Source organism: Paracoccaceae bacterium, from assembly GCA_033344815.1.
Lineage (GTDB): Bacteria > Pseudomonadota > Alphaproteobacteria > Rhodobacterales > Rhodobacteraceae > Roseobacter.
Genome location: JAWPMR010000001.1, coordinates 4239275 through 4262293 on the forward strand (window position 1 = coordinate 4239275; position 23019 = coordinate 4262293).

A 23019-nucleotide genomic window follows, 5' to 3' on the forward strand; every position below is an offset into this window, starting at 1 on the left:
TGAGGTATCTGCTGTCCCGGGTTGATCAACAGGTTCAATTCGTTGATTTTCATTTGATCCGTGACTTAGGGCGATGGTCAGCATGACATGGAAATGCGCGCCCGGATATCGTTTACGCAAGGGGGTTCGACAAGAAGTTGGAGGATACTGTTCTTTAAAGAGATGCCTGTCATCATCAGACCACCTCTGGTGGTGCATACAACGTGTTGCTGGGCAGGATGAAAGCGAGAGCCGCGCCATTACCTCCAACAGATTTAATGACAGGGTTTTAGTCTTGTTTTTGATCTGAAGATACGTCTGAGGGTGCCATCGCATTACTCGCCTGCAACGACTTCATGATACTCTTCCCAAAGAGACGGAAAGCTGACGCCTTCCTTTCAAGGTCTTTCGCAGAGGCAACCGGGCGCGTCGCTGTCCGAACCTTGCATCATGCCGCTCTGATGCCAGATCGCATGATGCGCAATAGCCTGTGGCACATGTGCTGACACAGATAAAGACGCAAACGGTCCAGGTTGGAGTATGCCCAATAGTAGTGACATCCCCGCCAGCATGGTGTCCCAAGGCGACGCGAATTTTTGGATAGGAGTTAGATAGAAGGCCTGTGCCGTCAAATCAGATCGGGTTGGCTCGAGGGTGTCCGGTCTGTTCACACGGCAGCAAACAACCGCGGTTTTCGACACTGGGCTAAAGCCATTGCCCGCTGCATACTGTTTTTTGCAATCCCACACGGGCGGCAGACAAACGCGAGACTTTCCCTTAAGACGCGTCGCTCGGCGGCAGACCTGACCTCAACCACATGCCAGACCATCTGTATCAAATGCGTGCAGGTGATCTTTTGCAAATGACAGGCTTACAGCATCGCCGGGTTTGTGGGAGGTCGATCCGTTGACGCGCACTGTGACTTGTCCGGCCGCGCCACAGGACACAATAACAAATGTGTCTGCGCCCAAGTATTCCAGCACGTCCACAACCCCGTCAATCTGGCCCGTTGAAAGCGCACCAAGAGTGATGTGTTCGGGGCGAATGCCAAGCGAGACGGCCCCGCGCGGTACCTCGATGTCCTTGACCGCATCTGCAGAAAACACGTTCATCCGCGGAGAACCGATAAACTGTGCGACAAACAGGTTCGCCGGGTTTTCGTACAACTCGCGCGGGGTGCCAACCTGTGCAATCTTGCCAAACTCCAGCACGACGATGCGGTCGGCCAAAGTCATCGCTTCGACCTGATCATGGGTGACATAGATCATCGTCGCCTGCAGCGTTTGGTGCAGTTTCGCGATTTCATAACGCATCTCGACGCGCAGGGCCGCATCTAGATTTGAAAGAGGCTCGTCAAAGAGAAACGCCGTCGGATCACGCACAATCGACCGACCGATGGCGACGCGTTGGCGCTGGCCACCTGAAAGATCCTTGGGCCGGCGATCCATGTAATCTTCCAGTTTGAGAGCTTTCGCCGCTTCGTTTACCTTTGTGTCGATTTTCGATTTGGGCAGGCCCGCAGATTTCAGCGGAAAGCCCACATTGTCGCGCACCGACATATGTGGATAAAGCGCGTAGGATTGAAAGACCATCGCCAGTCCGCGCTTGCTGGGAGGCTCCGCTGTGGCATCCCGTTCACCAATTATAATTTGCCCGCGTGACGTTTCTTCAAGGCCTGCAATCATGCGTAACAAAGTGGATTTACCACATCCTGAGGGACCCACGAAAATCACGAATTCGCCCTCACTTATGTCGAGGTCCACGCCCTTGATAACTTGGATGTCGCCGAACCACTTTTCGACAGCTTTCAGAGAAATTGATGACATCAGGCAGCCCCTCGAACTTGTTCCGCATCGCGCCCGGCCCAGGTCAGCCAGATAGCAGCAGTCCAGGTGAAATCGGCGCCCCCGCAAGCCGTCGCATCATGCGGGTCAAAGTATTCTGCAAACCCGTTTTTCGCGATGGCATCGGCGGTTTCCCGTCGCAGTCTTTCATCAAGGTCTGGACGACCCATTTCACGAAACCCGATTGCAATTAACGCATTCAGGAACGGCCATGATGGCCCGCGCCAGTAGCGCCGTGCGTCAAAAGCGGGGTTGTGGGGATCGGCGGAAGGGATGCCATAAGTCACGGCGTCCCACACCCGCATCAACTGCGTATCCAATGTGGGGTTGCCCGCGCCTGCAACATAGGCCAGCAATGCCCCTGACCCCAAGATCCCTGCAAACTGCTGAGTGCGCAGGTTCTTTGCGTCATACGCGCCAAGGTCGGGGTTCCAGATTTGGGGCAGGGCAGCGCGCAGGCTGTCGGCCCATCGCGAGATCTCTTGCGTGTCTTCTCCCAAGATCTCACCTAGTGCAATCAGATCTTCATGCGCGCGCATCAGGATAAAGGTGATTCCAGGGTCCGCCATGAGAAACGGGCCTTCTGCGACGATCTTTTCTTGATCCCAACGAACGCTGCCACCGAACTGTACCATCGCGATATATCGGTCGTATTGTTCTTTTTGCGGTCTCATCGAGGGGTCTACATGCCCAGTGTCTCGCCGTGTGTAAGATCCCACATTCGACCCGTCGACACCTGCCATGCCAATGTCCCAGTCCGGGCAGTTGTCGCGCCCGCTTTCCCACGGATGGATGATCGCGGCAGGGCCATGAACGCAGCGCACTTCGTGCCACCAACGATGCCACGCAACCAGTTTTGGATAAATTGCTGCCAGCCTTTCAAGGCCAGCCTTTTTGTCCATTTCCAGGACGAGCCTTACCATTGTCGCGGCAACAGGCGGTTGCGAGATACCTGAAGTTGCAGGGCTTTGCCCGGTGCACCAGACGTCGGGGCCAGGGAAATAACTGGGGTCGGGTTCATGAAAAATGATGTGTGGAACCATTCCGCATGCCCATTGGCTTGCAAACAACGTATCAAATTCATCCCACGCGCGCGGGACGTCAAAGGTCGCAAATCCCCAGGCCGCAAAGGCGCTGTCCCAATTCCATTGATAGGGATAGAGACCGTGAGTTGGCAGCGTATAACCGCCCTTGTCGTTCTGGCGCAAAATCTGGCGCGCCTTTTCATCGAGATCCATGATTATCCTTTTACTGACCCGGCGGTCAGGCCTTTTGTCATGAAACGTTCCAATCCCAAGAAAAGCGCCATGATTGGAACGGTCGCAATGACGGAGCCCGCCATCAGGTGTTGTCGTGGAATTTCCGAAGAATTGAGAGATGCGATGCCGCGGGTCAGCGTGAATTTCGCGGGGTCGTCAAGGAGCATGAAAGCAAGGAGGAACTCATTCCAGGCGATCATGAAGACGTAGAGCGAGACTGAGGCCAAAGCAGGCAGAGAGAGGGGCAGAGTGATTTTCCAGATGACCGCCAGCCGTGACAACCCGTCCATCAAACCTGCTTCTTCAACTTCAGCGGGCAAGCCGCGAAAATATCCTTGCAGCATGTAGAGCGCCACAGGGATCGTCGTGACAGGATAGATCATCACTATGCCCCAGAACGAATTGCGCAAACCTGTCATTGAAAATGCAATATAGATCGGCAGTGCGAGCACAATCATAGGCACCATATATATCAGCAGAATTGAGCGTGAGAATGCAGCACGTCCCTGGAACCGCAGCCGTGCCACGGCATAGGCGCCGGGTATCGCAAAGGCCAGCGTGATGAAAACCGTCAGCACTGAGATGAAGAATGAATTGAAAAGATAGGTGCCGAAATTGAACTGGGTAAACAGTTCATTATAAGATCGGAACAGCTCAGTTCCCTTTTCCAGATCAATCGAGAAATCGAGCGGATTCTGCATGAGCTCCGATTGATTTTTGAAGCTCGTCATGACCATTACATAGAAGGGAATCAGAACAATCGCGGAAAAGAAGATGTAGCCAAACCCCGTCAGAAAACGGATCACGGCGCCCTCGAATTCATGTCGTGTCAGAGCGCCCGGAACCACTTCGTCCAAAATGGGAGCTAACGAAAGCGCAAAAGCGAGGCCAAGCGTTGCCGCGCCAAGAACACGCGAGACAAGACTCGCGTCGCTTCCGGTGAGCATCGGCCCGACGCCGGCAAGAACCAGGACGCCGACGGCTGTTGCAACAGCAAGCTGAAGGCTGCGAATTTTTCCGGCGAAAACAAATACAACACCCGCTACAGCCCCCCAGAGCATAGACAATAACAGGTTCGGGCGAAAAGGGTCACCGGTCGCAAAGGACATGCCAACTGCAACTGTCACGGAGAGGACAACCATCCACAAGGCACCCAGAACAGGTCCGGTTATATACCCCTGTCGGATCACAGCCCTTCCTCCTGACTGATGTACTTCAGAAAGAAGATGGAAAAGGTCAGCAGACACCCGAAAATGACAACTGCCACCGCGGCCCCCGCACCGATATTGGAAATTGCAAACGCCTGCTCATAGACATTCACGGTCAATGTGCGCGTGCCTGCATTCCCGCCGGTGAGCAGGAAGATGTCGTCGAATTTATTGAATGTCCAAATAAAACGGAGCAAAAACAAGACGCTGAGGATGCCGAGCAATTGGGGTACGCTGAGGTACCAGAATTGCTGAAAAGGCGACGCGCCATCCATGTCCGCTGCTTCATACATGTCCGTGTCGATGCTCTGCATGCGCGCGAGGATAAAGAGGAAGGATAGGGGGAAATAGCGCCAGATCTCGAAGATCGTGACCATGATCAGAGCCAGCGGCCGTTCCCCAAAAAAGTTGATGGCTTGAGACGTCACCCCCATTTGCAACAAAAGAGCATTGGCAGACCCCGAAAACGGGTCGAACAGAATAAGCCATGCAAAGGCGACCGCGATCACCGGTGCGACATATGGGAACAGATAGAGCCCTCGCAGAACGCCCTGTCCCTTGAAAGATTTGTTGAGCAGAAGGGCCGCAAAAAGCCCCACGAGCAAGGCACCGATTGTGCCAAAAACCGTATAGAACAGTGTGACCCAGAGAACTTCGAAAAACTCGTCGCCATTGAAAATTCTTGAGAAGTTTTCCAGCGTGAACGTGTTGTTTGTCAGCACACTGGAAGATACGCCGGTTGTTATGGCCGCGCTGTCTTGAGGGCGCAATGCGTTATCAAGATAGGTTTGTTCGACCTTGACCGGAATGGTCAATGTGTCTCTGGTGCCGGGGTCCCAGTCGCCAAGATCACAGGCCAACGCCCGGCCCGACAGGTCGCAGCGCGCATCGAGGTCCTGAACAATCAGGCCGTCGGGGATGATGTCAGAGAACGTAACGCCAGTGATCGGTTGCTCTTGCGAAGAATTGCGCAAACGGTAACGGATCGTCGGCATGTCTCCCACGGCATCGGCGTCCCCGCGTATGTCCTCGCGCAAAACGACTTCTGGCGCGCGCAGGTCGCCAAGCTCCACCGGCTTGAACGAGATCCAGAAGATTGCAAGCAATGGCAGGATAACGACCAATGCAACGGCGGCGATGGTTGGAAACAGGAGCCCCCACGCCAGGCGCGCTTCGCGTTTGGCTAAAGGTCCGGTTCCGACGGGGGGTCGTAGCTCTGCCATCTGAGCTTCTCCTGTAGTGCCGATGGTTTTTAGACCTGTTGAAAAAGGGGCGCCACCGGCTGGCACCCCTGAGTTTTCTGGTTCACTGCACCGCCGCGATTGCGCTGTTCAATTCGGCAACTGTTGCCGCCGCATCGCGCTCACCGTCAATGAATTCCCTTACCAGACGGTTGATCACCTGACTGTTGATGATTGCGGAGGCCTCGGCCAATTTGCCGTCAGCAACGCCCCAGCGCTGTGCCACGTCCAATCCGCCAACGATCTCCTCGATCATCGCGGCTTCATAAAGATCCCCCAGCGGAGCTTTGCGATCAACACCAACATCAAGCGTCGCCCATAGATCCGCAAATTCAGTGGGGCTATCAGCCGTGCCGCGCCGGACCGGGAATTTGCCTTCCGGTGCGATGGCCAACGTTGACCCGTAGCCTTCGTTCATCGAGTACTGGACGAATTCCATCGCAGCATCCGTGGACGCGTCAGAGGTGATGCCGAAGTAACGCACGTCACCCCATGCCGCACCGTCCGGATTTGAGGGGCCGGCGAAGTTCGTCACGATACCGGTGGCTGCCGCCAGATCGCCTGAGGTCGGATCATCGTTGATTGTGGGCGGCGCGCTGTCCCGCAGACCAGCCAACTCGTCGAGGATAAAAGGCGACCAGATGATCATCGCGGCATTGCCGCTGAAATAGAGCGTGCGTGACTGATCCCAATAGAGGTCGCCTGGGGGGGAGGCTTCGGCGATGGCCTTGTAAAACTCCAGCACTTCGATCGTGGCAGCTTCGTCAAGTGACTGAACGCCATCGGGTCCGACCGGTGACACGCCATTTGCGAGGAAAACATGTTCCAGAACCTGGCTCATGAAGTTCTCATCGATCTTGGTGGCGGCGACAAAACCATACATTTCCGGCGGGTTGTGTAGCGCCTCAACAGCGGCCAGAACGTTGGCATAGGAATTGGGCGGCTCAAGGCCTTTCTCTGAAAAGAGATCCGCGCGATAGACCAGCATCTGCGTCCACCCGTCTACGGGTACCGAAGCGTATCCATCCGGCGTAGCAGCCATTTTTAGTGCACCAGGGGCAAAGGTATCAGCCCCAAGTGCCTCGATCACATCCGTTGCCGCGTCGATATCCAGAATTCCCGCGTCGGCCCAAGGCGCTGCATACTGCAACGTATGATAGATGACATCAGGCAAGTCGCCTGCCGCAAACGCCGCAGTTGCGCGCGTTCCGAGGTCGTTTTCGGACACCGGGATGACATCTACTGTATGGCCGGACGCGGCCGCGAATTCAGCCGCCATCGCTTCCTGGCGCGCAAGGCGCTCAGGCTGCTCTTCCGTCGTCCAAAACCGTAATTCTTCTGCGGACAAAGCTGAAGCGGATACCGCCAGTGCCACCAGAGCACTTGTCTGCATCGCTGCTTTTAGGTTTAGTTTCATCGTCTTTCTCCCATTTTGACTTCAATCGAATTCTGAACCTTGGTGTTGATACGGCCGGTAGAGCCACGCTGCAAAAAAGTCGCTGCAACAGTTTCCCGCAGCGCTTCTGGCGGCTCTCCTCCTATGCGTCGGATTAAAAGGCCCGCGAGCCTGGCACCTGCATCGCGACTGCTGACAGAAAAGGTTGTCAGCGGTGGCCGCGCATGTGCGCCCTCCTGGATACCATCATAAGCGATGACCGAAATATCCGTGCCGATCCGCAAATGACGGGCGGATGCGGCACTGTAAACGCCCAAGGCGACGCGGTCCACGGCGCAGACAATAGCGGTCGGTGGATTAGCAAGATCCAACAGCTTGGCGCCGGCGCGGGTACCCTCCTCAAGCGTGACAGCGTTCTCCAGGAGCAATGCCGGATCAATCTCAAGCTTTGCGGCAGCCATCCCGGTTACAAAACCTGCCCGGCGCAGTTTCGCGTAATTATAGATCGCGCCACCATTGATAAAGCCGATCCGGCGATGCCCGAGCTCAGCCAAATGCAGAACTGCGTCATGCATGGCATCCTCACCTCGTACGTCAAACCACGCGCATCCGGTTGCGTCATCTTGGCGTCCATAAAGCACAAAAGGAACATCCGCTTTGCGAAACATCTCTACGCGCGCGTCGCACACCCTCGCTCTGGGAAGGATAAAGCCATCTGCTTTTCTGTCACGCAGCAAATTGCGAAAGGTTTCAATCAAGTGCGAGTCGTTATCTGCAGATGCAACAGTCAAGGTGTAACCCTCGACACTCGCCCCCGCAGAGACACCGGCAAGAAATTCGGCCAGAAAAGGTCTTTGTGCGTCGTGATCAGATAATTGCAACACAAGCCCGAGTGATCGTGTTCGGCCGGTTTTGATCGCCTGCGCGTGACTGAGGGGCTGGTAGCCTAGTTTTTCGGCCATTCGCTCGACGCGCAATCGGGTTGCTTCAGAGATATCGGGATAGGCGTTCATTGCTCGCGACACCGTAGACTTTGTCAAGCCGAGCGCTTCAGCCATGTCACTGATGGTGACTCGCATGGCCGCGCGATCACTCGAAATAGATGCGGTGTTTGCAGCCAAATTTCTTCTCCCGTGCTTCACGTTGATCTACGAAACCGGTTTCGGCAAGGGCTTATTTCCGTCAAAGCGAAAGGGGTTCTGGTCAAATTTGTGAGAAAGGCGCTGATTTCTTTCTTTCAAACGGGGCAGGCTTGATTTGGGGCGGCGACATCCAATTTGGGCGCTTTGAACTCAATCATTCATGACTATGGGACCAAGACAAAGCGCATTAGACGGACGCGGTCGCGAAAGCCGCTTTCAAAAGACCAGTTTTCCGCGCGCCGCTAGGACATCTGTCGCCTCGACCGGATTGTTGCAGAGACTGAACAAATCTTGAACTAATCGCTGTCACGACCATCGCGCGAAGTACTGCATGAGGCGCCAGTGCAGTTTTTTGTCGCCTAGCATTTTTTGCCGCGGCCAGCGGACATAGGCGAAGGATATTGCAAGTGTTTGCTGCCGTTTTAATGGAAAGAGATGCGCTTGAATGATCAACACGCGCAATATCGAAGGCGGCCGCTTTGTCGGTACGGATCACTCATGTCTTATTCGAGGAAAGAAGACGCAGCATCCGCCCTGCCTTGTGACCAGATTTAAAATCTGAAACCTTAATTTACTTCCGTCGCAAAACGACAGAATTTCTCAACATCCGGCGTCGCAAGAATGTGGTCTGGTTGTATGCAGCAAAGGCATCGCTTGTTTTTTTGAGAACGCCGAGAGCAGAGGTCCATACTGCAAAACGCCATATCGATTAAAGCGCGGTAACTATCGTGACCATGCTCCCACTCTGGGCGAAACGCTGGTGTCCATAGGAGTCAACGCGGGGTTCAATTTGAGACAATTTTTTTGGCGTCTGGCAAAGATGACGACATTGCGCCCTCGGCAACTGATGGTATTGCGGTCAGCTCTATGTGAGACCTGATCAGATCCAGATTGGCGGCGCAGATCTACTGTTTCTATCGTATTGCGGGCCATTGCGAACACAAGAAAACGAGCAACACTTTGAATGATCTTTTGAAGCATCTGGTCATCTGATGCACATGTGGTGATCGATGACGCCCTTCATCTAAGAAAGCCCATTCATTGTGGCAACTGGGTGACGCCTATCAACTAACCGAATTACCCATACTTAGATGTACGCTTTAGGCTTTGAGCCTTTCAGAAAGGAAGAGGTTTCAGCGCAAGTGCTGTGAAGAAAATGTGCCAAATGCTGTATTCGGTCACTGGCGATTCAATCCAAAGAAAAAGGTCCCGACCTTCAGGCCGGGACCTTTATAATATGACTTTATGCGGAACGGCGGCCATACCGTTTCATGCCGAACAGGCCACCAAGACCGGCCAGCAACATCCACGCCGCTGCAGGCAATGGTACAGGGCTCGTGTTGTTTGTGCCTGTGCTCGAAGTCATCAGGAAATCATTCGTGCCGCTGGTTGAGCCATCGGACAAGCAGGTCGTGGAAGCGCCGGCCGAAGCGGAAAGGAATGGTCCACACGCCCCCGCGTCCATGATCCAATTGCGGAAAACAGGACTGGAGTTGTCACCTGACAGGCGATGCCCATCGAATTTGAAAAGTGCAGCATAGCCGCTGTTGTTTTGCTTCCCGGAAAAATCGTATTGGAACGTACCTGCGGTATCCCACAAGGCGCCCGTGCCGCCTGTTGCGGTAAAGCCGCCATCGCTGTCAAACACAATACCCGTCATCGTGTATACCACGTTGACAAGGCTGCCCAGCAAGTTCAGGCCGCCACCAGTTGCAGAGCCGTTGATGTTGAGAGCCATCGTACCTGACAAGGAGGCTGTGTTTGCAACGTCGTCAGTGGTCAGTGTCAGCGCACCACCGGTTGCGGAGTAGTGCTGGTTGAGATCATCAACCCGCAGACCGTACTGTTGGGGCGGTGTATTTGCCCCGTCTGCATGATCAAACATGTCGTAGTCCAAAACTGCAGCATGTGCGCCTCCAGTGGCGGTCATCATGGTAACAGCGGCCATGGCTAAAAAGCGTTTCATTTTATCTTGTCCTTTTAATAGAAGTTGTCCGTGTTCAAACGGATCGGCGTTGACGCGTAAAACTGCGCGAAAGTTTGGAATGGCACCCGTCCAACGACACCTCTTTGCCTGCAAAGCTTTTCATGCGCCTCTGAGAATGTCAGGGGTCACTAGCCAAGCGGCTATCGGATTGAAAGGCACAAGTGTCGCCGAATTTATTTGCGGCATCTTTGTCGTGACATTCATTTCCGGTAATGAGGCTAAAGTAATGACGTTTTCGGTTTTCATAGATGTTTAACAAATTGTTGACGTGGGCTCAGAAAACCCCAAGCGGACAGGCTTGGTCAACTTTAACGTCGAAAATTAGCCGCAAGTTAGGATACTTTCAACTTCGGGTTTTAGTTGTTCAACTCCAGATTAAAAAACGTGTCTATCACTCAACCCAAAAATCACCTGGTAAACACGCTTATGGCATCACTGAATATCGTTGAAATGCTGATTCGATGACCTGAGTTGCAATTCTCGTGATTCGACGCAGACTTCTATACGCGAAGCCGATCCAAATAATCGTCACGACGCCCCATTCACTTCGAGTACGCGCACGCCACAAATTAACAATTATGTGCTAGGCGTATGCTGGTTGGAATTTGTCTGAGCTTGGGCGCTATCGCCTATTCACACAGCCGCAAAAATCATGTTGTAGAGACCAACGGCACCGCAGTTTGGAGGCGCAAGAAGAGCTTCGTCACAATTTCTTTTAATACGCTTAAGCGTCATAACATTTGCCAAAATGGCCGGCAAAAAAAAGCAGATTTACGTGGGATATTAATAGTAATCCGTAGTTCGCAATCATGACTTTTTGCCCCAGCAGCGAACAGAAGGATGAGTTGTTTCACAACGGGCAATTGATGAATTTTGGCAATTTCACAGAAGGTGTGCAGTTTGTTCCAAACCGGCGACGTTAACGTCGAACTCAAGAGGTAGCAGGTCAACTGATGTTACGAATGTATCTGGACTGGCTTTATTCTTTCCTGAAGTTTGTCTGTGCAACGCGTTTCCAGTTTGCTGCGACAGCTTTCAGAAAAAAATTATGTCAAGAGTTTGATCATCGTCATGGAATTACCGGTGGATTTTTCAATTCCTTCACCACCCTTTTAAAGTGTGCATAAAACGAGGGGCATCTATCAGCCTGCCCCGCAAAAAAGGGGCGCATTCTACCTATTACAGAAAATGACCTAATAGCGATCAACGTGATGGGTGCGATCCCCGTTAAGCCTGTTGAAATGGGCGCATTCGATTGCTGCTTGGTTGATGTATGCGAAACGCGATGTGCGGTCTGTCCGGGCGAACTTCCATCAAAAACGTGCCAAACGCGCCGCGGAAAACCTGTTGATCCGTAGACGCGCATTTTAGACTGCGGTTTGGCGTCCATCACGCCATTGCTCTAGCCAAGCCTGAGGATACTAAACGGTTATCGCTTGCTGAAACGGTCGGGCAGTATCATCGCCTTCGGCACGGTTTTTCAAGCTACGCAGTGCCCAACGTTGATTTGCGTTACTCCAAGCTTTTCAGGAATGGAGCTTCGTCAGACCTGTCCGACGTTGATTCCATTTTCGAAAACTTATGCGGCCGCCATCGGGGGGAGGCCGTCAACGATTACGATCTGTGCGGTGCATGCGCCTGATCTGTGTTTGCGCGCAGCCTGATACTCCGGTGAATTGTAGCAGGCCAGCGCCTGAGCCTTGCTTTCAAACGAGATGATCACATGACGTTGCCAGGGATCGCCTTCCAGCGTATCTGCAGTCCCGCCCCGAACCAGAAACTCTGCGCCGAACTTTGAGAAGGCGGCGGGTGCGTGCTGTTGATATCCGGCGTAGGCTATGGGATCCGTCACCGTAACGAAAGCAATCCAATAGGCTTTAGACATCTAAATCCTGTCCTTTAGTTACGGCGTTCAGGAACCTCTGCGCCGTGGCGGACGCGTCATCAATATGTGCGTCAACCGCGCGGCGAGCGGCTTTCGGGCCCTGATTGAGTGTGGCATCATGGATCGCCGTCATATGGGCGAAACCAGGGCGTTGGCGTTCTTTGGCCGCGAGCGTGAGGGCACGAAGCCTGCTGATGCGCCCGTTCAGTCGTTGCACGATTTCCCAAGCAACATCATGCCCCGCCTGATCGAATATCACCTCATAGAAATGCGTTGTCGCTTGCAGCAAATCGCGCCACGTTACGTCATCCAATGTAGTTTCGATGCCGTGAAGAGCCGACGTAAGTCGGTCTGCAAAAACCTCGTCATGGTTTTGTGCGCATGCCGCGACTGCGGAGCCCTCCAGTTGACGCCGTATGTCATAGATTTGTCTGGCCTGTTGCCAATCCAGCTTTGCGACGATCGGTCCGCGATTGGGGATGATCTCGACAAGACCTTCAGCTTCCAGAAACCGTATTGTCTCACGGATCACGGTACGGCTGACGCCAAGCTGTTCACACAAGGGCCGTTCTACAAGCCTTTCGCCAGGTGCAAAGTGACCCTCAATGATCGCAGTCCTCATGCGGTCTTGGACGATATCTCGCAAAGTCTGCGGAGCAGTGTCGATTTTGAGCAAGGTATTTTTCTCAGGAGTCATGCGGCGTCCCTAACATCCGGAAGGCTGGGCAACAAGAATGTTGACATATCGTATGATGGTATACCATAATATCATCTAAAAGACCATCAAAGGATTTCCCATGCCAGCCATGATCAGAAAAAAGCTTTTGCACGTTGAGACCACGCTTATTGAAGGTGGCAAGCCCGCGCAGATTCCCTTGACGCTGATCGCTGCGATTGCGGTGATCCGGAACCCTTGGGCCGGTCTGGGTTTTGTCGATGATCTGGCTCCTGCGATCCGGGATTGTGCACCGGGGCTTGGTGAATTGCTCACTGGGATGGTTCTGGACGCCTCCGGGGGAGGTGACAAAGTCGAGGGGTATGGCAAATCCGCGATTGTGGGATTGAACGGCGAAGTCGAGCACGCATCGGCGTTGATCCACACGCTGCATTTTGGCAACCACTATCGAAACGCGGTCGGTGCAAAATCCTATCTTTCATTCTGCAATACACGCGGGCCGGCCAACGCACCGCTGATGATCCCCCTGATGGATAAACACGATGGTGGCAAGCGGTCCCATTACCTGACGATCCAGACATCCGTTGGGGACGCGCCGGCAGCAGATGAAATCCTGATAGCACTGGGCGCGTCCATCGGGGGTCGTCCGCACCATCGTATTGGAGATCGCTATCAAGACCTCAGGGAGTTGGGCCATGACGCTGACAACCCTGCTGCTGTCTGAAACCAATCGAAAAGTGACCTTCCGCAGGCGCGGGAAAGGTGAACCCTTGGTGCTTATTCACGGGGTAGGAATGCAATCTGCCGCTTGGGCGCCCCAAATTGCCGAATTTGCGAAACACTACTGTGTCATCGCGCTGGACATGCCCGGCCATGGGGGAAGCGACCCGTTGCCGACAGAAAGCCAACTGACGGATTACGTGGCATGGTGCCGTGCTACCCTTGAAGACTTGAACATCGCTCCCGTCAACTTGGTGGGGCATTCGATGGGCGCTTTGATCGCTGGGGGCGTTGCGGTGTCTTATCCGCATCTTGTCCGACGTATCGCCCTGTTGAACGCGGTGTTCCGGCGCGATGAAGCGGCCAAAGCGGCCGTTAAAGCGCGGGCGGCTGAGATCAGGAACGGCAAAGTCGATCTTGAAACGCCGTTGGCGCGCTGGTTCGGGGATGAGGACGCAAAGGCGCGCGCGCAGGTGGCCATGTGGCTGAGCGCAATAGATGTTGACGGTTATGCGACAGCCTACGGTGCTTTCGCGCAGGGTGATGCAATCTATGCACGGCGGTTTGCGGAAATCGCATGCCCGTGTTTGGCCCTGACCGGGGAGGGTGACCCAAATTCCACACCTGCGATGGCCCAAGCTATGGCGGACACTGTGCAAGACGGGGTTGCAATCACACTCCCGGGTCATCGGCACATGGTGAACTTGACGGCTGTTGCGGACGTGAATGCCCAGCTTCGGACATGGTTGAAACGCCCGATTCACCAAAAGGAAATGCAATGAAGCCGCTTGATCGACGGACCCTGCGCAATGCGTTTGGGACATTCATGACCGGTGTGACAGTCGTGACGACCTGCGATCATCAGGGCAATCCACTGGGATTTACGGCCAATTCGTTCACATCCGTTTCTTTGGACCCGCCGTTGGTCCTGGTTTGCCTTGCGAACTCATCGCAGAACTACGAGGCAATTAGGAGTACGAAAGGTTTTGCGGTGAATGTCCTTTCCGAACTGCAGATTGAGGTTTCCAATACCTTTGCGCGTCCGGTTGAAAATCGCTTTGCTAGTGTAGGCTGGCGCATGGGCCCCAAAGGATCACCGATTTTGGAGGGCGTTTCAGCATGGTTTGATTGCAGCATGCACAAAATTGTCGAAGCGGGCGATCACGTCATTCTGATGGGTGAGGTAGAAGGTTTTGAGTATACGTCGACGCCCGGCCTTGGGTATGTGCGCGGGGCCTATGTCACGCCGACCGCAACGGCCAATGCGCTTGGCGCATCAACCCGTTTGGTCATATCAACCCTGATCGAGCGGGATGGTGAAATTCTTTTGGTTGATGACGGACATGGCGGTCTGGCGCTCCCTGAAATGCTGGTCGATGGTGAGGGCGCTTCGGCGGCTGCCTGTAAACTCATTGCTGCTACCGGTCTGCAGGCCGCGCCGGGGTTTGTCTACTCGGTCTTTGAGGATGTGCGCTATAAGCGTCAGCATATCTCGTTCCTGTGTCAATCGGTCCAAGGGACGCCGCAGAGGGGTGCGTTCGTGCCGCTGTCAACTGCGGCGCTGGATGATGTTTCCAATCCTGCAACGCTTACAATGCTGGAGCGGTTCGCCGAAGAAACGAAACTGGGAAATTATGGCATTTATTATGGCGACCACGCCGCGGGTGAAGTCCGCCCAATAGTGCAGGGGAGGTAACACATGCGTTTTTCGCTTTTCGTTCATATGGAGCGCATTTCACCCGATCAGGATCAAAAACAGTTATATGACGATTTCATTGCCCTGTCGAAAATAGCCGATGAAGGTGGCATGCATGCGGTCTGGACAGGCGAGCATCACGGAATGGACTTTACCATCGCGCCAAATCCGTTTTTGAACCTGATCGATCTGGCGCGTCAAACCAAGAAGGTGCGTCTGGGAACCGGTACGATCATTGCCCCTTTCTGGCACCCAATCCGTTTGGCTGGTGAGGCGGCGATGACGGATATGATCGTTGAGGGCCGGCTCGAATTGGGCGTCGCGCGCGGGGCGTATAATTTCGAATACGAGCGTATGGTACCGGGGATGGACGCCTGGGATGCAGGCCAACGCATGCGCGAATTGATCCCTGCCGTTCAGGGGTTGTGGAAGGGCGATTATGCCCAAGAAGGCACCTATCATTCCTTTCCAAAATCATCGTCATCCCCGAAGCCGGTGCAGCAAGGCGGCCCTCCCATCTGGGTTGCGGCTCGCGATCCGAACAGCCATGAATTTGCCATTGCCAACTGCTGCCACGTTCAGGTTACCCCGCTTTGGCAGGGGGACGACGAGATCACCAAGTTGATGGACACATTCAAGGCCGCTTGCGCCAAGCTTTCCGATGTACCTCGACCTGAAATAATGCTGTTGAACCACACCTATATCGCCTCGGACGCCGATGATGCGCGACAGGCAGCCGAAGAGATCAATCGTTTTTATTGCTATTTCGGCGCATGGTTCAAGAACGAGCGTCCTGTATCACAAGGGCTGATCGACCCTCTGACCGAAGAAGAAATTGCCAATCACCCGTTCTATTCCGCGGAGGCGATGTTGCGTGACAACGTCATTGCGACGGCGCAGGATGCGGTTGCTCGGATCAAGGGCTACGAAACCCTCGGATATGATGAATACGCGTTTTGGATCGATAGTGGTATGAGTTTCGAGCGCAAGAAAGCGTCGCTGGAGCGGTTCATCAAGGACGTCATGCCCGCTTTTGATTAGGGGATAGCTTATGCAGCATTTTCAGCACTACATCGACGGCGCATTTCTGAATGGTTCGGCTCAATTTGAAAGCCGGGATCCTGCAACGGGTCAGGTTTGGGCGATGATGCCAGAAGCCCGGGCTGAAGATGTGAATGCGGCCGTGGACGCCGCTGCTGCAGCATTTATCTCTCCCGAATGGGCCGGAACAACCGCTTCGACCCGCGGGAAACTATTGCTGCGTTTGGCGGATCTTATTGCTGAGAACGCGCAGGTTTTGGCAACATTGGAAACCCGCGATACTGGCAAGATCATTCGCGAAACATCCGCCCAGATTGCCTATGTTGCGGAGTATTACCGCTACTACGCGGGCCTCGCAGACAAGATCGAAGGGGCGCATCTGCCCATCGACAAACCCGACATGGAAGTATGGCTGCGCCGCGAACCGATTGGTGTCGTTGCGGCGATCGTGCCATGGAATTCGCAGTTGTTTTTATCGGCCGTGAAAATCGGTCCCGCGCTGGCCGCAGGGTGTACCGTCGTCCTTAAGGCCTCGGAGGAGGGACCGGCGCCGATGCTGGAGTTCGCGCGGATCTTTGATCAGGCAGGCTTTCCAAAGGGCGTCTTGAACGTGATCACCGGATTTGGGGCCGAATGTGGGGCGGTTTTGACCCGCCACCCAAAAGTCGATCACATTGCGTTCACGGGTGGACCGGAAACCGCGCGCCACATCGTAAAGAACTCAGCGGCAAACCTTGCCTCGACATCGCTGGAACTGGGCGGCAAATCGCCGTTTATCGTGTTTGAAGATGCTGATATCGAAAGCGCGGTGAATGCTCAGGTTTCGGGTATTTTTGCCGCTACCGGGCAAAGCTGTGTGGCGGGATCCCGGTTGATTGTCTCCAACAAGATCAAAGATGTTTTCCTTGCCCGCCTCAAAGAAAAGGCAGAAGCCGTTGTCATTGGCCCCCCCGATGACATGGCCACTGAAATCGGACCGCTATGCACCAAGGGCCAGTTGCAAAGAGCCATTGATTTGATTGCGGTATCTGAAAAAGTGGGGGCGCGGATTATTACCGGTGGCAAGGCGCTGGACCGCGCAGGACTCTATTTCGAACCGACAATCGTCGATTGCTCTGACGCGCCCGATGCTGCCTGCCTGACAAACGAGTTCTTTGGCCCTGTCCTTTGCGTTCAGAGCTTTGACACAGAGGGGCAGGCGCTGGAGATCGCAAATGACACGGCATTCGGACTTGCGTCTGGCGTTTTCACAAAGGATCTGACCCGCGCCCATCGTATGATCCGTGGCATCCGGGCAGGCATCGTGTGGGTAAACACCTACCGCGCAGTGAGCCCTATCGTGCCCTTTGGAGGTTCCGGTCTCAGCGGTCATGGCCGTGAGGGAGGCCTGCAAGCGGCTCTCGACTACACCACCACGAAAGCCGTTTGGTTGCGCACCAGCGACGATCCGATCCCTGACCCCTTTGTAATGCGTTGATCTCGTGACGCCTCAGAAATCATTTCCCGTTGAGACCGCATATCGCCGGGCGCAAAAGACCATCATCAGATCTTGCACGAATGCATTTGCGAATACTGGTCTGTGGGCGATGTGTTTTTTGAGCAAAAGTAGGGCCATTACGAAAGCGCGCACTTCGCGCGCTGGCAAACAACACGGTTGATCGTGCGAGGATCACCCGGTAGCGGCTGTGCCACCAGAGTGTGCTTGCTGCGCGTCGTTCTTGCTGCAATCGGGATACGCATGCATGTCAGATCTTTCCTCAGAAAGCTGGTCTGGGTCAAAGGCCTCGAAATTTCAGTTCCGAGGTTACTTTGGGGCAGCGCATTTACGCCTCGCGGGCATCCCCGGAACTGAATTCGGTATGTTTGAACTCCGCTTTCGGCGCTTCCGGTACATGCGCGTCAGCCATAAGAATTATGGCGTGCCGGGTCCTGCGCGCCGCGCCCATGGCGATTTTCTCAGCAACCGGGACGCATAAGCCAATGCCGTTCCTTATACTTTCTCGGCAGGTCGCTATTCAGTGATAGCAGCCTTTATGATAGCCTTGGCGCTGTCACTTGCCCAATCCGCATCTCCGCGTAATCTTGCCACTTCGCGCCCCTGGGGATCGATCAGGACTGTAATTGGCAAGCCGAAGATCCCCATCTGACTTGCGAGGGCCTGTTTTGGATCCTGATGGCGCGGCAGATTGTCAACGCCGATTTCGGTAAAGAATTTTTGGATGCCGGCAGGCGAATTCCGTCCGGTCGCAATCGTAACCACCTCAAAATTGTCGCCGCCAAATTCAGCCTGCAATTCGGAGAGTTGAGGCATTTCTTTGCGGCAGGGCGCGCACCATGTGGCCCAGAAATTCAAGAGGATGTATTTTCCTTCATAAGCCTTGAGAGATTGCTTGCCGGCACCATCCGCCAGGTCAAAATTTGCTGCTGAAACCGCTTCAGGGACGTCGTGAAAAACCAGTTTTTTCATATCGCCTTCGCGCAACAAGGCCGCTTGGGTCAAATCGGCTTCAGCCCCCGTCGGAGCCAAGATTGCGCCCGCGCCAAGGGCCGTATAAACGAGCGCTGCAAGTATTCTTTTCATTTCCCCTCCGAAGGGTTCAAGACCATGACCGACACGCCCGACCCCAAATCCAACAATGCCTCCAACCAGATGTGGGGCGGCCGCTTTGCTGCCGGTCCTGATGCGATCATGGAGGCGATCAACGCCTCCATCGGCTTCGACAAAAGGATGGCAGCGCAGGATATTGCAGGGTCGCGCGCGCACGCCGCGATGCTGAGAGCAACCGGCATTTTGGAAGCTAGCGATGTTGATGCCATTCGGGAAGGCCTCCTCACAGTCTTGTCAGAAATAGAGGACGGCACATTCGTATTCTCCGCAGCGCTCGAAGACATCCACATGAACGTCGAAGCGCGCCTGAAAGAAATCATCGGGGAACCGGCAGGGCGTTTGCATACTGGGCGCAGTCGAAACGATCAGGTCGCGACGGATTTCAAACTTTGGGTGCGTGATCAACTGGATGCCGCTGAGAGCGGCTTGCTGGCTTTGATCCGGGCGCTGCTGGCGCAGGCTGAGGCCGGGTCGGATTGGGTGATGCCGGGCTTTACCCATCTGCAAACGGCTCAGCCGGTGACATGGGGCCACCACATGATGGCCTATGTGGAGATGTTTGGCCGTGATCTGAGCCGCGTGCGCGATGCCCGCGCGCGTATGAATACCTCACCATTGGGGGCTGCGGCACTGGCGGGCACGTCCTTTCCAATTGACCGGGATATGACAGCACAGGAGCTGGGTTTTGATGGCCCGGCCGCGAATTCCTTGGATGCGGTAAGTGACAGGGATTTCGCGTTGGAATTTCTGGGTGCGGCCAGCATTTGTGCGATGCATCTGAGCCGTTTCGCCGAGGAATTGGTGATCTGGTCCTCCGCGCAATTCCGCTTTGTAAGCTTGAGTGACCGGTTTTCGACCGGGTCGTCCATTATGCCGCAGAAGAAAAACCCGGACGCTGCGGAATTGATCCGCGCGAAGGTGGGTCGGATTTTCGGAGCCAATACGGCCCTGATGATGGTGATGAAAGGATTGCCGCTGACCTATTCCAAAGACATGCAGGAGGACAAGGAACAAGTCTTTGATGCGGCCGATAACCTGATGCTGGCCTTGGCGGCGATGTCAGGCATGGTCGCGGATATGACTGCAAATCGCGACAGTCTTGCAGCGGCCGCCGGTTCCGGGTTTTCCACAGCCACGGATTTGGCGGATTGGCTGGTGCGCAAGTTGAACCTGCCGTTTCGCGATGCTCATCACATCACCGGCAGTCTAGTCGCGCTCGCCGAAAGCCGTGGTTGTGATCTGCCGGATCTGACACTGGAAGATATGAAATCAGCACATCAAGACATCACGTCCGACGTATTTCATGTGCTTGGGGTGGAAAATTCGGTAAACAGTCGTACGTCTTATGGTGGAACTGCACCGGCTCAAGTCCGGATCCAGATTGCGCGATGGAAGGAGACTGTTGGATGAAACGGCTCATGGCTCTGGCATTATGTACTGGTCTTGGCGCTTGTGGCGCGGACGGCGAACCTGTCACACCCAGCATAAACGGCGGCGTGACGATCAATAAGAACGGCATATACCCAAGCGCCTCTGTGGGGGTTGGTCGCGGGCCGTTGTCCGTTTGGTTAGGACTTTGATGCGTTTAGCGCTTTTTGGCATATTCGTTGTGATGCTGGCCAACTGCACGGGCCCATCACCGCAAAGGTCTGAAAACCCGCCGGCATCTGAGCGTGCGAGTGAGGCTGGCGGCGTGAGTGTTTCAGGATATGCAACCGTCGGTTACCAAAAGGGCACTTAAGATGAAACATCTGCGCTTTTTATGGCTGGGGCTTGCGATTTGGGGCGCGATCCATCCGATGAGCTATTTCCTTCAGTGGTTTAATGAAAACGGCTACGATTTGATGGCCATGGTGGATGCGTGGCATGTAAACGCAGCAACCAGCGGTCTGGTCTGGGACCTTACGATTGCAGCGGTAACACTGACGCTTTGGGTGATTTACGACGCGTATACGCAGCGAAAGTGGCACTACCTGATCGTGATTCCCGCAACTTTCATGATTGGTGTCAGCTGTGGGTTACCCCTCTTTGTCTACTTGAGATGGAAACATTCGTAACAAGTCGGGCAATCACCCGCTGATGCGATAACGCGTGATCAAAACAGCGTTATTTTTGGAGCGTCTGTTAAGCTTTAACTGTTTTTTCTATGTCTCGCCCATCGCGTGGATGGTATCAGATCGCCCGTACTTGCCGGCATTCCGGCACAGCTGATGGGAAATTGTAATGAATAGACTTGTTAAACTGGTAGGCACGGTGCTTGCTCTGGCTACGGCCCCGTTGGGGGCATCGGCATTGACGATTGATTTCGATGCGCTGCAGTCTGGCAGCCTTCAACCCGTGCCCCTGACCACATTTACCGAAGATGGCTATGAGTTTCTGGTGAGTTTTTCACGTACGTCCGGCAGGCGCATCGCCGGGGCTGCGATTTTTGACTCAGCAAACCCGGTAAATGGTGACACCGACCTGTCGCCAGTTGCGCAGGGAGACAATGGCGTTTTTGGAAACATCCTGATTTTGCAGGAATTCGGCTCAGCCGTCCCCGATGACGCGGCGGCAGCGGGCACAATCACTTTGACGCTGCTGAGCGGCCCTGCATTTCGCTTCCTTGGAGCTTCGGCAATTGATGATACCGACTTCAAGTTTTCCTCGATCATTGACGGGACGACGCAAGCCCTTGGAACCATTGATATTGGTGACGTCGAAGGCAACCTGCCCGGTGGTACACGGATGCTCACTTTCGGCACACCTTCGCAACGTATTGGTGTAAACGATTCCATCTTCATTGAAATCGGGGGCTCTGGTGGCGTGGACTCCTTGCAAATCGCTCCGGTTCCAGTGCCTGCTGCTTTGCCAATGCTGGTGGCGGGTCTGGGTGCCCTCACCCTGGTCGCGCGGCGCCGCAAACAACACGTCTGATCAAAACCTGCATGTCGTTTTGGAAGGGCGGCTCAGGCCGCCCATTCTTTTTTCGAAGCGTCACTATAGCAGCTAAATCCAAATTGAACCTGCTGCAGGTTCCCGGTACACACGCCAGGAGCAGACAGACAGGCAAGAGTTCTCATGGATCATTTTCTATATCGCGATGGCGAACTCTTTGCTGAGGACGTTTCCGTTTCCGCGATCGCACAGGCTGTCGGTACTCCCTGTTACATCTATTCGACGGCGACGCTTTTGCGGCATTTTCGTCTTTTTGACGAAGCGCTCGAGGGGCTGGATCACCTCGTGTGTTACGCGATGAAAGCGGCCAGCAATCAAGCGATCCTAAAGACGTTGGCGCAGGCCGGGGCGGGCATGGATGTGGTCTCGGGAGGCGAATACATGCGCGCCAAAGCCGCTGGTGTTCCGGGCGAGCGCATTGTTTTTTCCGGTGTCGGTAAAACAGCCGCGGAAATTCGTTTGGCGCTGGAGGGCGGCATCCGCCAGTTCAACGTCGAATCTGAACCCGAGATGGAAGTTCTGAACGCCACAGCGCGTGCCATGGGGGAAACGGCACCTATCACCATCCGCGTGAACCCGGATGTGGATGCAAAGACCCATGCCAAAATTGCCACCGGCAAGTCGGAAAATAAGTTTGGCATTCCCATTTCGCGGGCCCGCGACGTTTATGCGTTGGCCGCGACGATGGAAGGTTTGGATGTGATTGGAATTGACGTCCACATCGGCAGCCAGCTGACCGAACTTGCGCCTTATGAACTGGCCTATCAGAAAGTTGCCGAGCTGACCGAACAACTGCGCGCGGATGGGCATGTAATTCGGCGGCTGGATCTGGGTGGCGGTTTGGGCATTCCTTATGCGCGCGACAATCAAGCCCCGCCGTTGCCGTCCGACTATGGCGCCTTGATCAAACGTACGTTGGGGCATCTTGGTTGCGAAATCGAGATTGAGCCGGGGCGCTTGATCGCCGGTAATGCGGGCATCATGGTCAGCGAAGTTATTTATGTGAAATCCGGTGAAGACCGCGATTTTCTGATCATTGACGGCGCAATGAACGATCTGATCCGTCCTGCGATGTATGATGCCTATCATGACATCATCCCCGTGCAGGAACCTGAACCGGGGATTGAGCAGGCCAAATTTGATATTGTGGGGCCAGTTTGCGAATCTGGTGACACATTCGCAAAACAGCGCGTGATGCCTCCAGTGGCCGCCGGGGCGTTGGTCGCCTTCCGCTCAGCGGGCGCATATGGCGCGGTAATGAGCAGCGAATACAACTCGCGTCCGCTTATTCCCGAGGTTTTGGTGCATAAAGATCAATTTGCGGTTATTCGCCGACGTCCGACCTTTGACGAAATGATAAATCGCGATACCATACCGGAATGGCTTTGAACGCGTATTCC

21 protein-coding genes are annotated in these 23019 nt (G+C 54.5%); 11 read left to right on the top strand and 10 right to left on the bottom strand.

The genetic code is table 11. The features are described 5' to 3' along the window. Positions 1-788: 788 nt before the first annotated feature. From R8G34_19665 to R8G34_19705, 9 genes are all read right to left on the bottom strand, one after another. A complete protein-coding gene (locus R8G34_19665) occupies positions 789-1805 on the bottom strand; it encodes an ABC transporter ATP-binding protein (GenBank protein MDW3225073.1) in 1017 nt (338 codons plus the stop codon). Beyond that, on the bottom strand, positions 1805-3061 hold the full coding sequence (locus tag R8G34_19670; protein MDW3225074.1) for a hypothetical protein: 1257 nt from the start codon (positions 3059-3061) through the stop codon (positions 1805-1807). Before R8G34_19670 ends, R8G34_19665 begins: the two co-directional genes overlap by 1 nt. A 2-nt stretch (positions 3062-3063) precedes the next feature. Then, positions 3064-4224: a carbohydrate ABC transporter permease gene (locus tag R8G34_19675; protein MDW3225075.1), complete on the bottom strand. Its 1161-nt coding sequence runs from the start codon at positions 4222-4224 to the stop codon at positions 3064-3066. A gap of 44 nt (positions 4225-4268) precedes the next feature. After that, a complete protein-coding gene (locus tag R8G34_19680) occupies positions 4269-5513 on the bottom strand; it encodes a sugar ABC transporter permease (protein ID MDW3225076.1) in 1245 nt (414 codons plus the stop codon). Positions 5514-5595: 82 nt separating this feature from the next. Further along, complete coding sequence (locus R8G34_19685) at positions 5596-6948, bottom strand: extracellular solute-binding protein (GenBank protein MDW3225077.1); 1353 nt, start codon at positions 6946-6948, stop codon at positions 5596-5598. Further along, positions 6945-8048 (bottom strand): LacI family DNA-binding transcriptional regulator, encoded by a 1104-nt coding sequence (locus tag R8G34_19690; protein MDW3225078.1) that lies wholly within the window; start codon positions 8046-8048, stop codon positions 6945-6947. The genes R8G34_19685 and R8G34_19690 overlap by 4 nt, the downstream gene beginning before the upstream one ends. Before the next feature lie 1264 nt (positions 8049-9312). After that, positions 9313-10035 carry a VPLPA-CTERM sorting domain-containing protein gene (locus R8G34_19695; protein ID MDW3225079.1) on the bottom strand — a complete coding sequence of 241 codons (723 nt, stop codon included), beginning with the start codon at positions 10033-10035 and terminating at the stop codon, positions 9313-9315. 1600 nt (positions 10036-11635) lie between these two features. Continuing rightward, complete coding sequence (locus tag R8G34_19700; GenBank protein ID MDW3225080.1) at positions 11636-11941, bottom strand: DUF1330 domain-containing protein; 306 nt, start codon at positions 11939-11941, stop codon at positions 11636-11638. Next, on the bottom strand, positions 11934-12638 hold the full coding sequence (locus tag R8G34_19705) for a GntR family transcriptional regulator (protein MDW3225081.1): 705 nt from the start codon (positions 12636-12638) through the stop codon (positions 11934-11936). The genes R8G34_19700 and R8G34_19705 overlap by 8 nt, the downstream gene beginning before the upstream one ends. A gap of 100 nt (positions 12639-12738) precedes the next feature. Here R8G34_19705 and R8G34_19710 point away from each other — a divergent pair, with 100 nt between their 5' ends. The 6 genes from R8G34_19710 (at position 12739) to R8G34_19735 (ending at position 18050) form a co-directional block, all read left to right on the top strand. Further along, the gene (locus R8G34_19710) at positions 12739-13341 is read left to right on the top strand and encodes an amino acid synthesis family protein (protein ID MDW3225082.1); all 603 of its coding nucleotides are present in this window, start codon (positions 12739-12741) and stop codon (positions 13339-13341) included. Then, positions 13313-14119: an alpha/beta fold hydrolase gene (locus R8G34_19715; GenBank protein ID MDW3225083.1), complete on the top strand. Its 807-nt coding sequence runs from the start codon at positions 13313-13315 to the stop codon at positions 14117-14119. The genes R8G34_19710 and R8G34_19715 overlap by 29 nt, the downstream gene beginning before the upstream one ends. Continuing rightward, positions 14116-15033: a flavin reductase family protein gene (locus R8G34_19720; protein MDW3225084.1), complete on the top strand. Its 918-nt coding sequence runs from the start codon at positions 14116-14118 to the stop codon at positions 15031-15033. Before R8G34_19715 ends, R8G34_19720 begins: the two co-directional genes overlap by 4 nt. Before the next feature lie 3 nt (positions 15034-15036). After that, positions 15037-16074: an LLM class flavin-dependent oxidoreductase gene (locus tag R8G34_19725; protein MDW3225085.1), complete on the top strand. Its 1038-nt coding sequence runs from the start codon at positions 15037-15039 to the stop codon at positions 16072-16074. Positions 16075-16084: 10 nt separating this feature from the next. Continuing rightward, on the top strand, positions 16085-17551 hold the full coding sequence (locus tag R8G34_19730) for an aldehyde dehydrogenase (protein ID MDW3225086.1): 1467 nt from the start codon (positions 16085-16087) through the stop codon (positions 17549-17551). Positions 17552-17816: 265 nt separating this feature from the next. After that, positions 17817-18050 (top strand): hypothetical protein, encoded by a 234-nt coding sequence (locus R8G34_19735; protein MDW3225087.1) that lies wholly within the window; start codon positions 17817-17819, stop codon positions 18048-18050. A 35-nt stretch (positions 18051-18085) separates the two neighbouring features. Here the strand turns inward: R8G34_19735 and R8G34_19740 are convergent, their stop codons facing one another. Next, positions 18086-18655, bottom strand: coding sequence for a TlpA disulfide reductase family protein (locus R8G34_19740; protein MDW3225088.1), 570 nt, complete (start codon positions 18653-18655; stop codon positions 18086-18088). A 24-nt stretch (positions 18656-18679) separates the two neighbouring features. On the opposite strand from R8G34_19740, the gene argH reads away from it, so the two are divergent. The 5 genes from argH to lysA all read left to right on the top strand — a co-directional run bounded on the left by argH (position 18680) and on the right by lysA (position 23008). After that, positions 18680-20092 carry an argininosuccinate lyase gene (gene argH, locus R8G34_19745; GenBank protein ID MDW3225089.1) on the top strand — a complete coding sequence of 471 codons (1413 nt, stop codon included), beginning with the start codon at positions 18680-18682 and terminating at the stop codon, positions 20090-20092. Then, positions 20089-20262: a hypothetical protein gene (locus R8G34_19750; protein MDW3225090.1), complete on the top strand. Its 174-nt coding sequence runs from the start codon at positions 20089-20091 to the stop codon at positions 20260-20262. The genes argH and R8G34_19750 overlap by 4 nt, the downstream gene beginning before the upstream one ends. A gap of 162 nt (positions 20263-20424) precedes the next feature. Continuing rightward, positions 20425-20739 carry a DUF2834 domain-containing protein gene (locus tag R8G34_19755; GenBank protein MDW3225091.1) on the top strand — a complete coding sequence of 105 codons (315 nt, stop codon included), beginning with the start codon at positions 20425-20427 and terminating at the stop codon, positions 20737-20739. 166 nt (positions 20740-20905) lie between these two features. After that, positions 20906-21598 carry a VPLPA-CTERM sorting domain-containing protein gene (locus tag R8G34_19760; protein MDW3225092.1) on the top strand — a complete coding sequence of 231 codons (693 nt, stop codon included), beginning with the start codon at positions 20906-20908 and terminating at the stop codon, positions 21596-21598. A gap of 144 nt (positions 21599-21742) precedes the next feature. Further along, complete coding sequence (gene lysA / locus R8G34_19765) at positions 21743-23008, top strand: diaminopimelate decarboxylase (GenBank protein MDW3225093.1); 1266 nt, start codon at positions 21743-21745, stop codon at positions 23006-23008. The last annotated feature ends 11 nt before the right edge of the window (positions 23009-23019 follow it).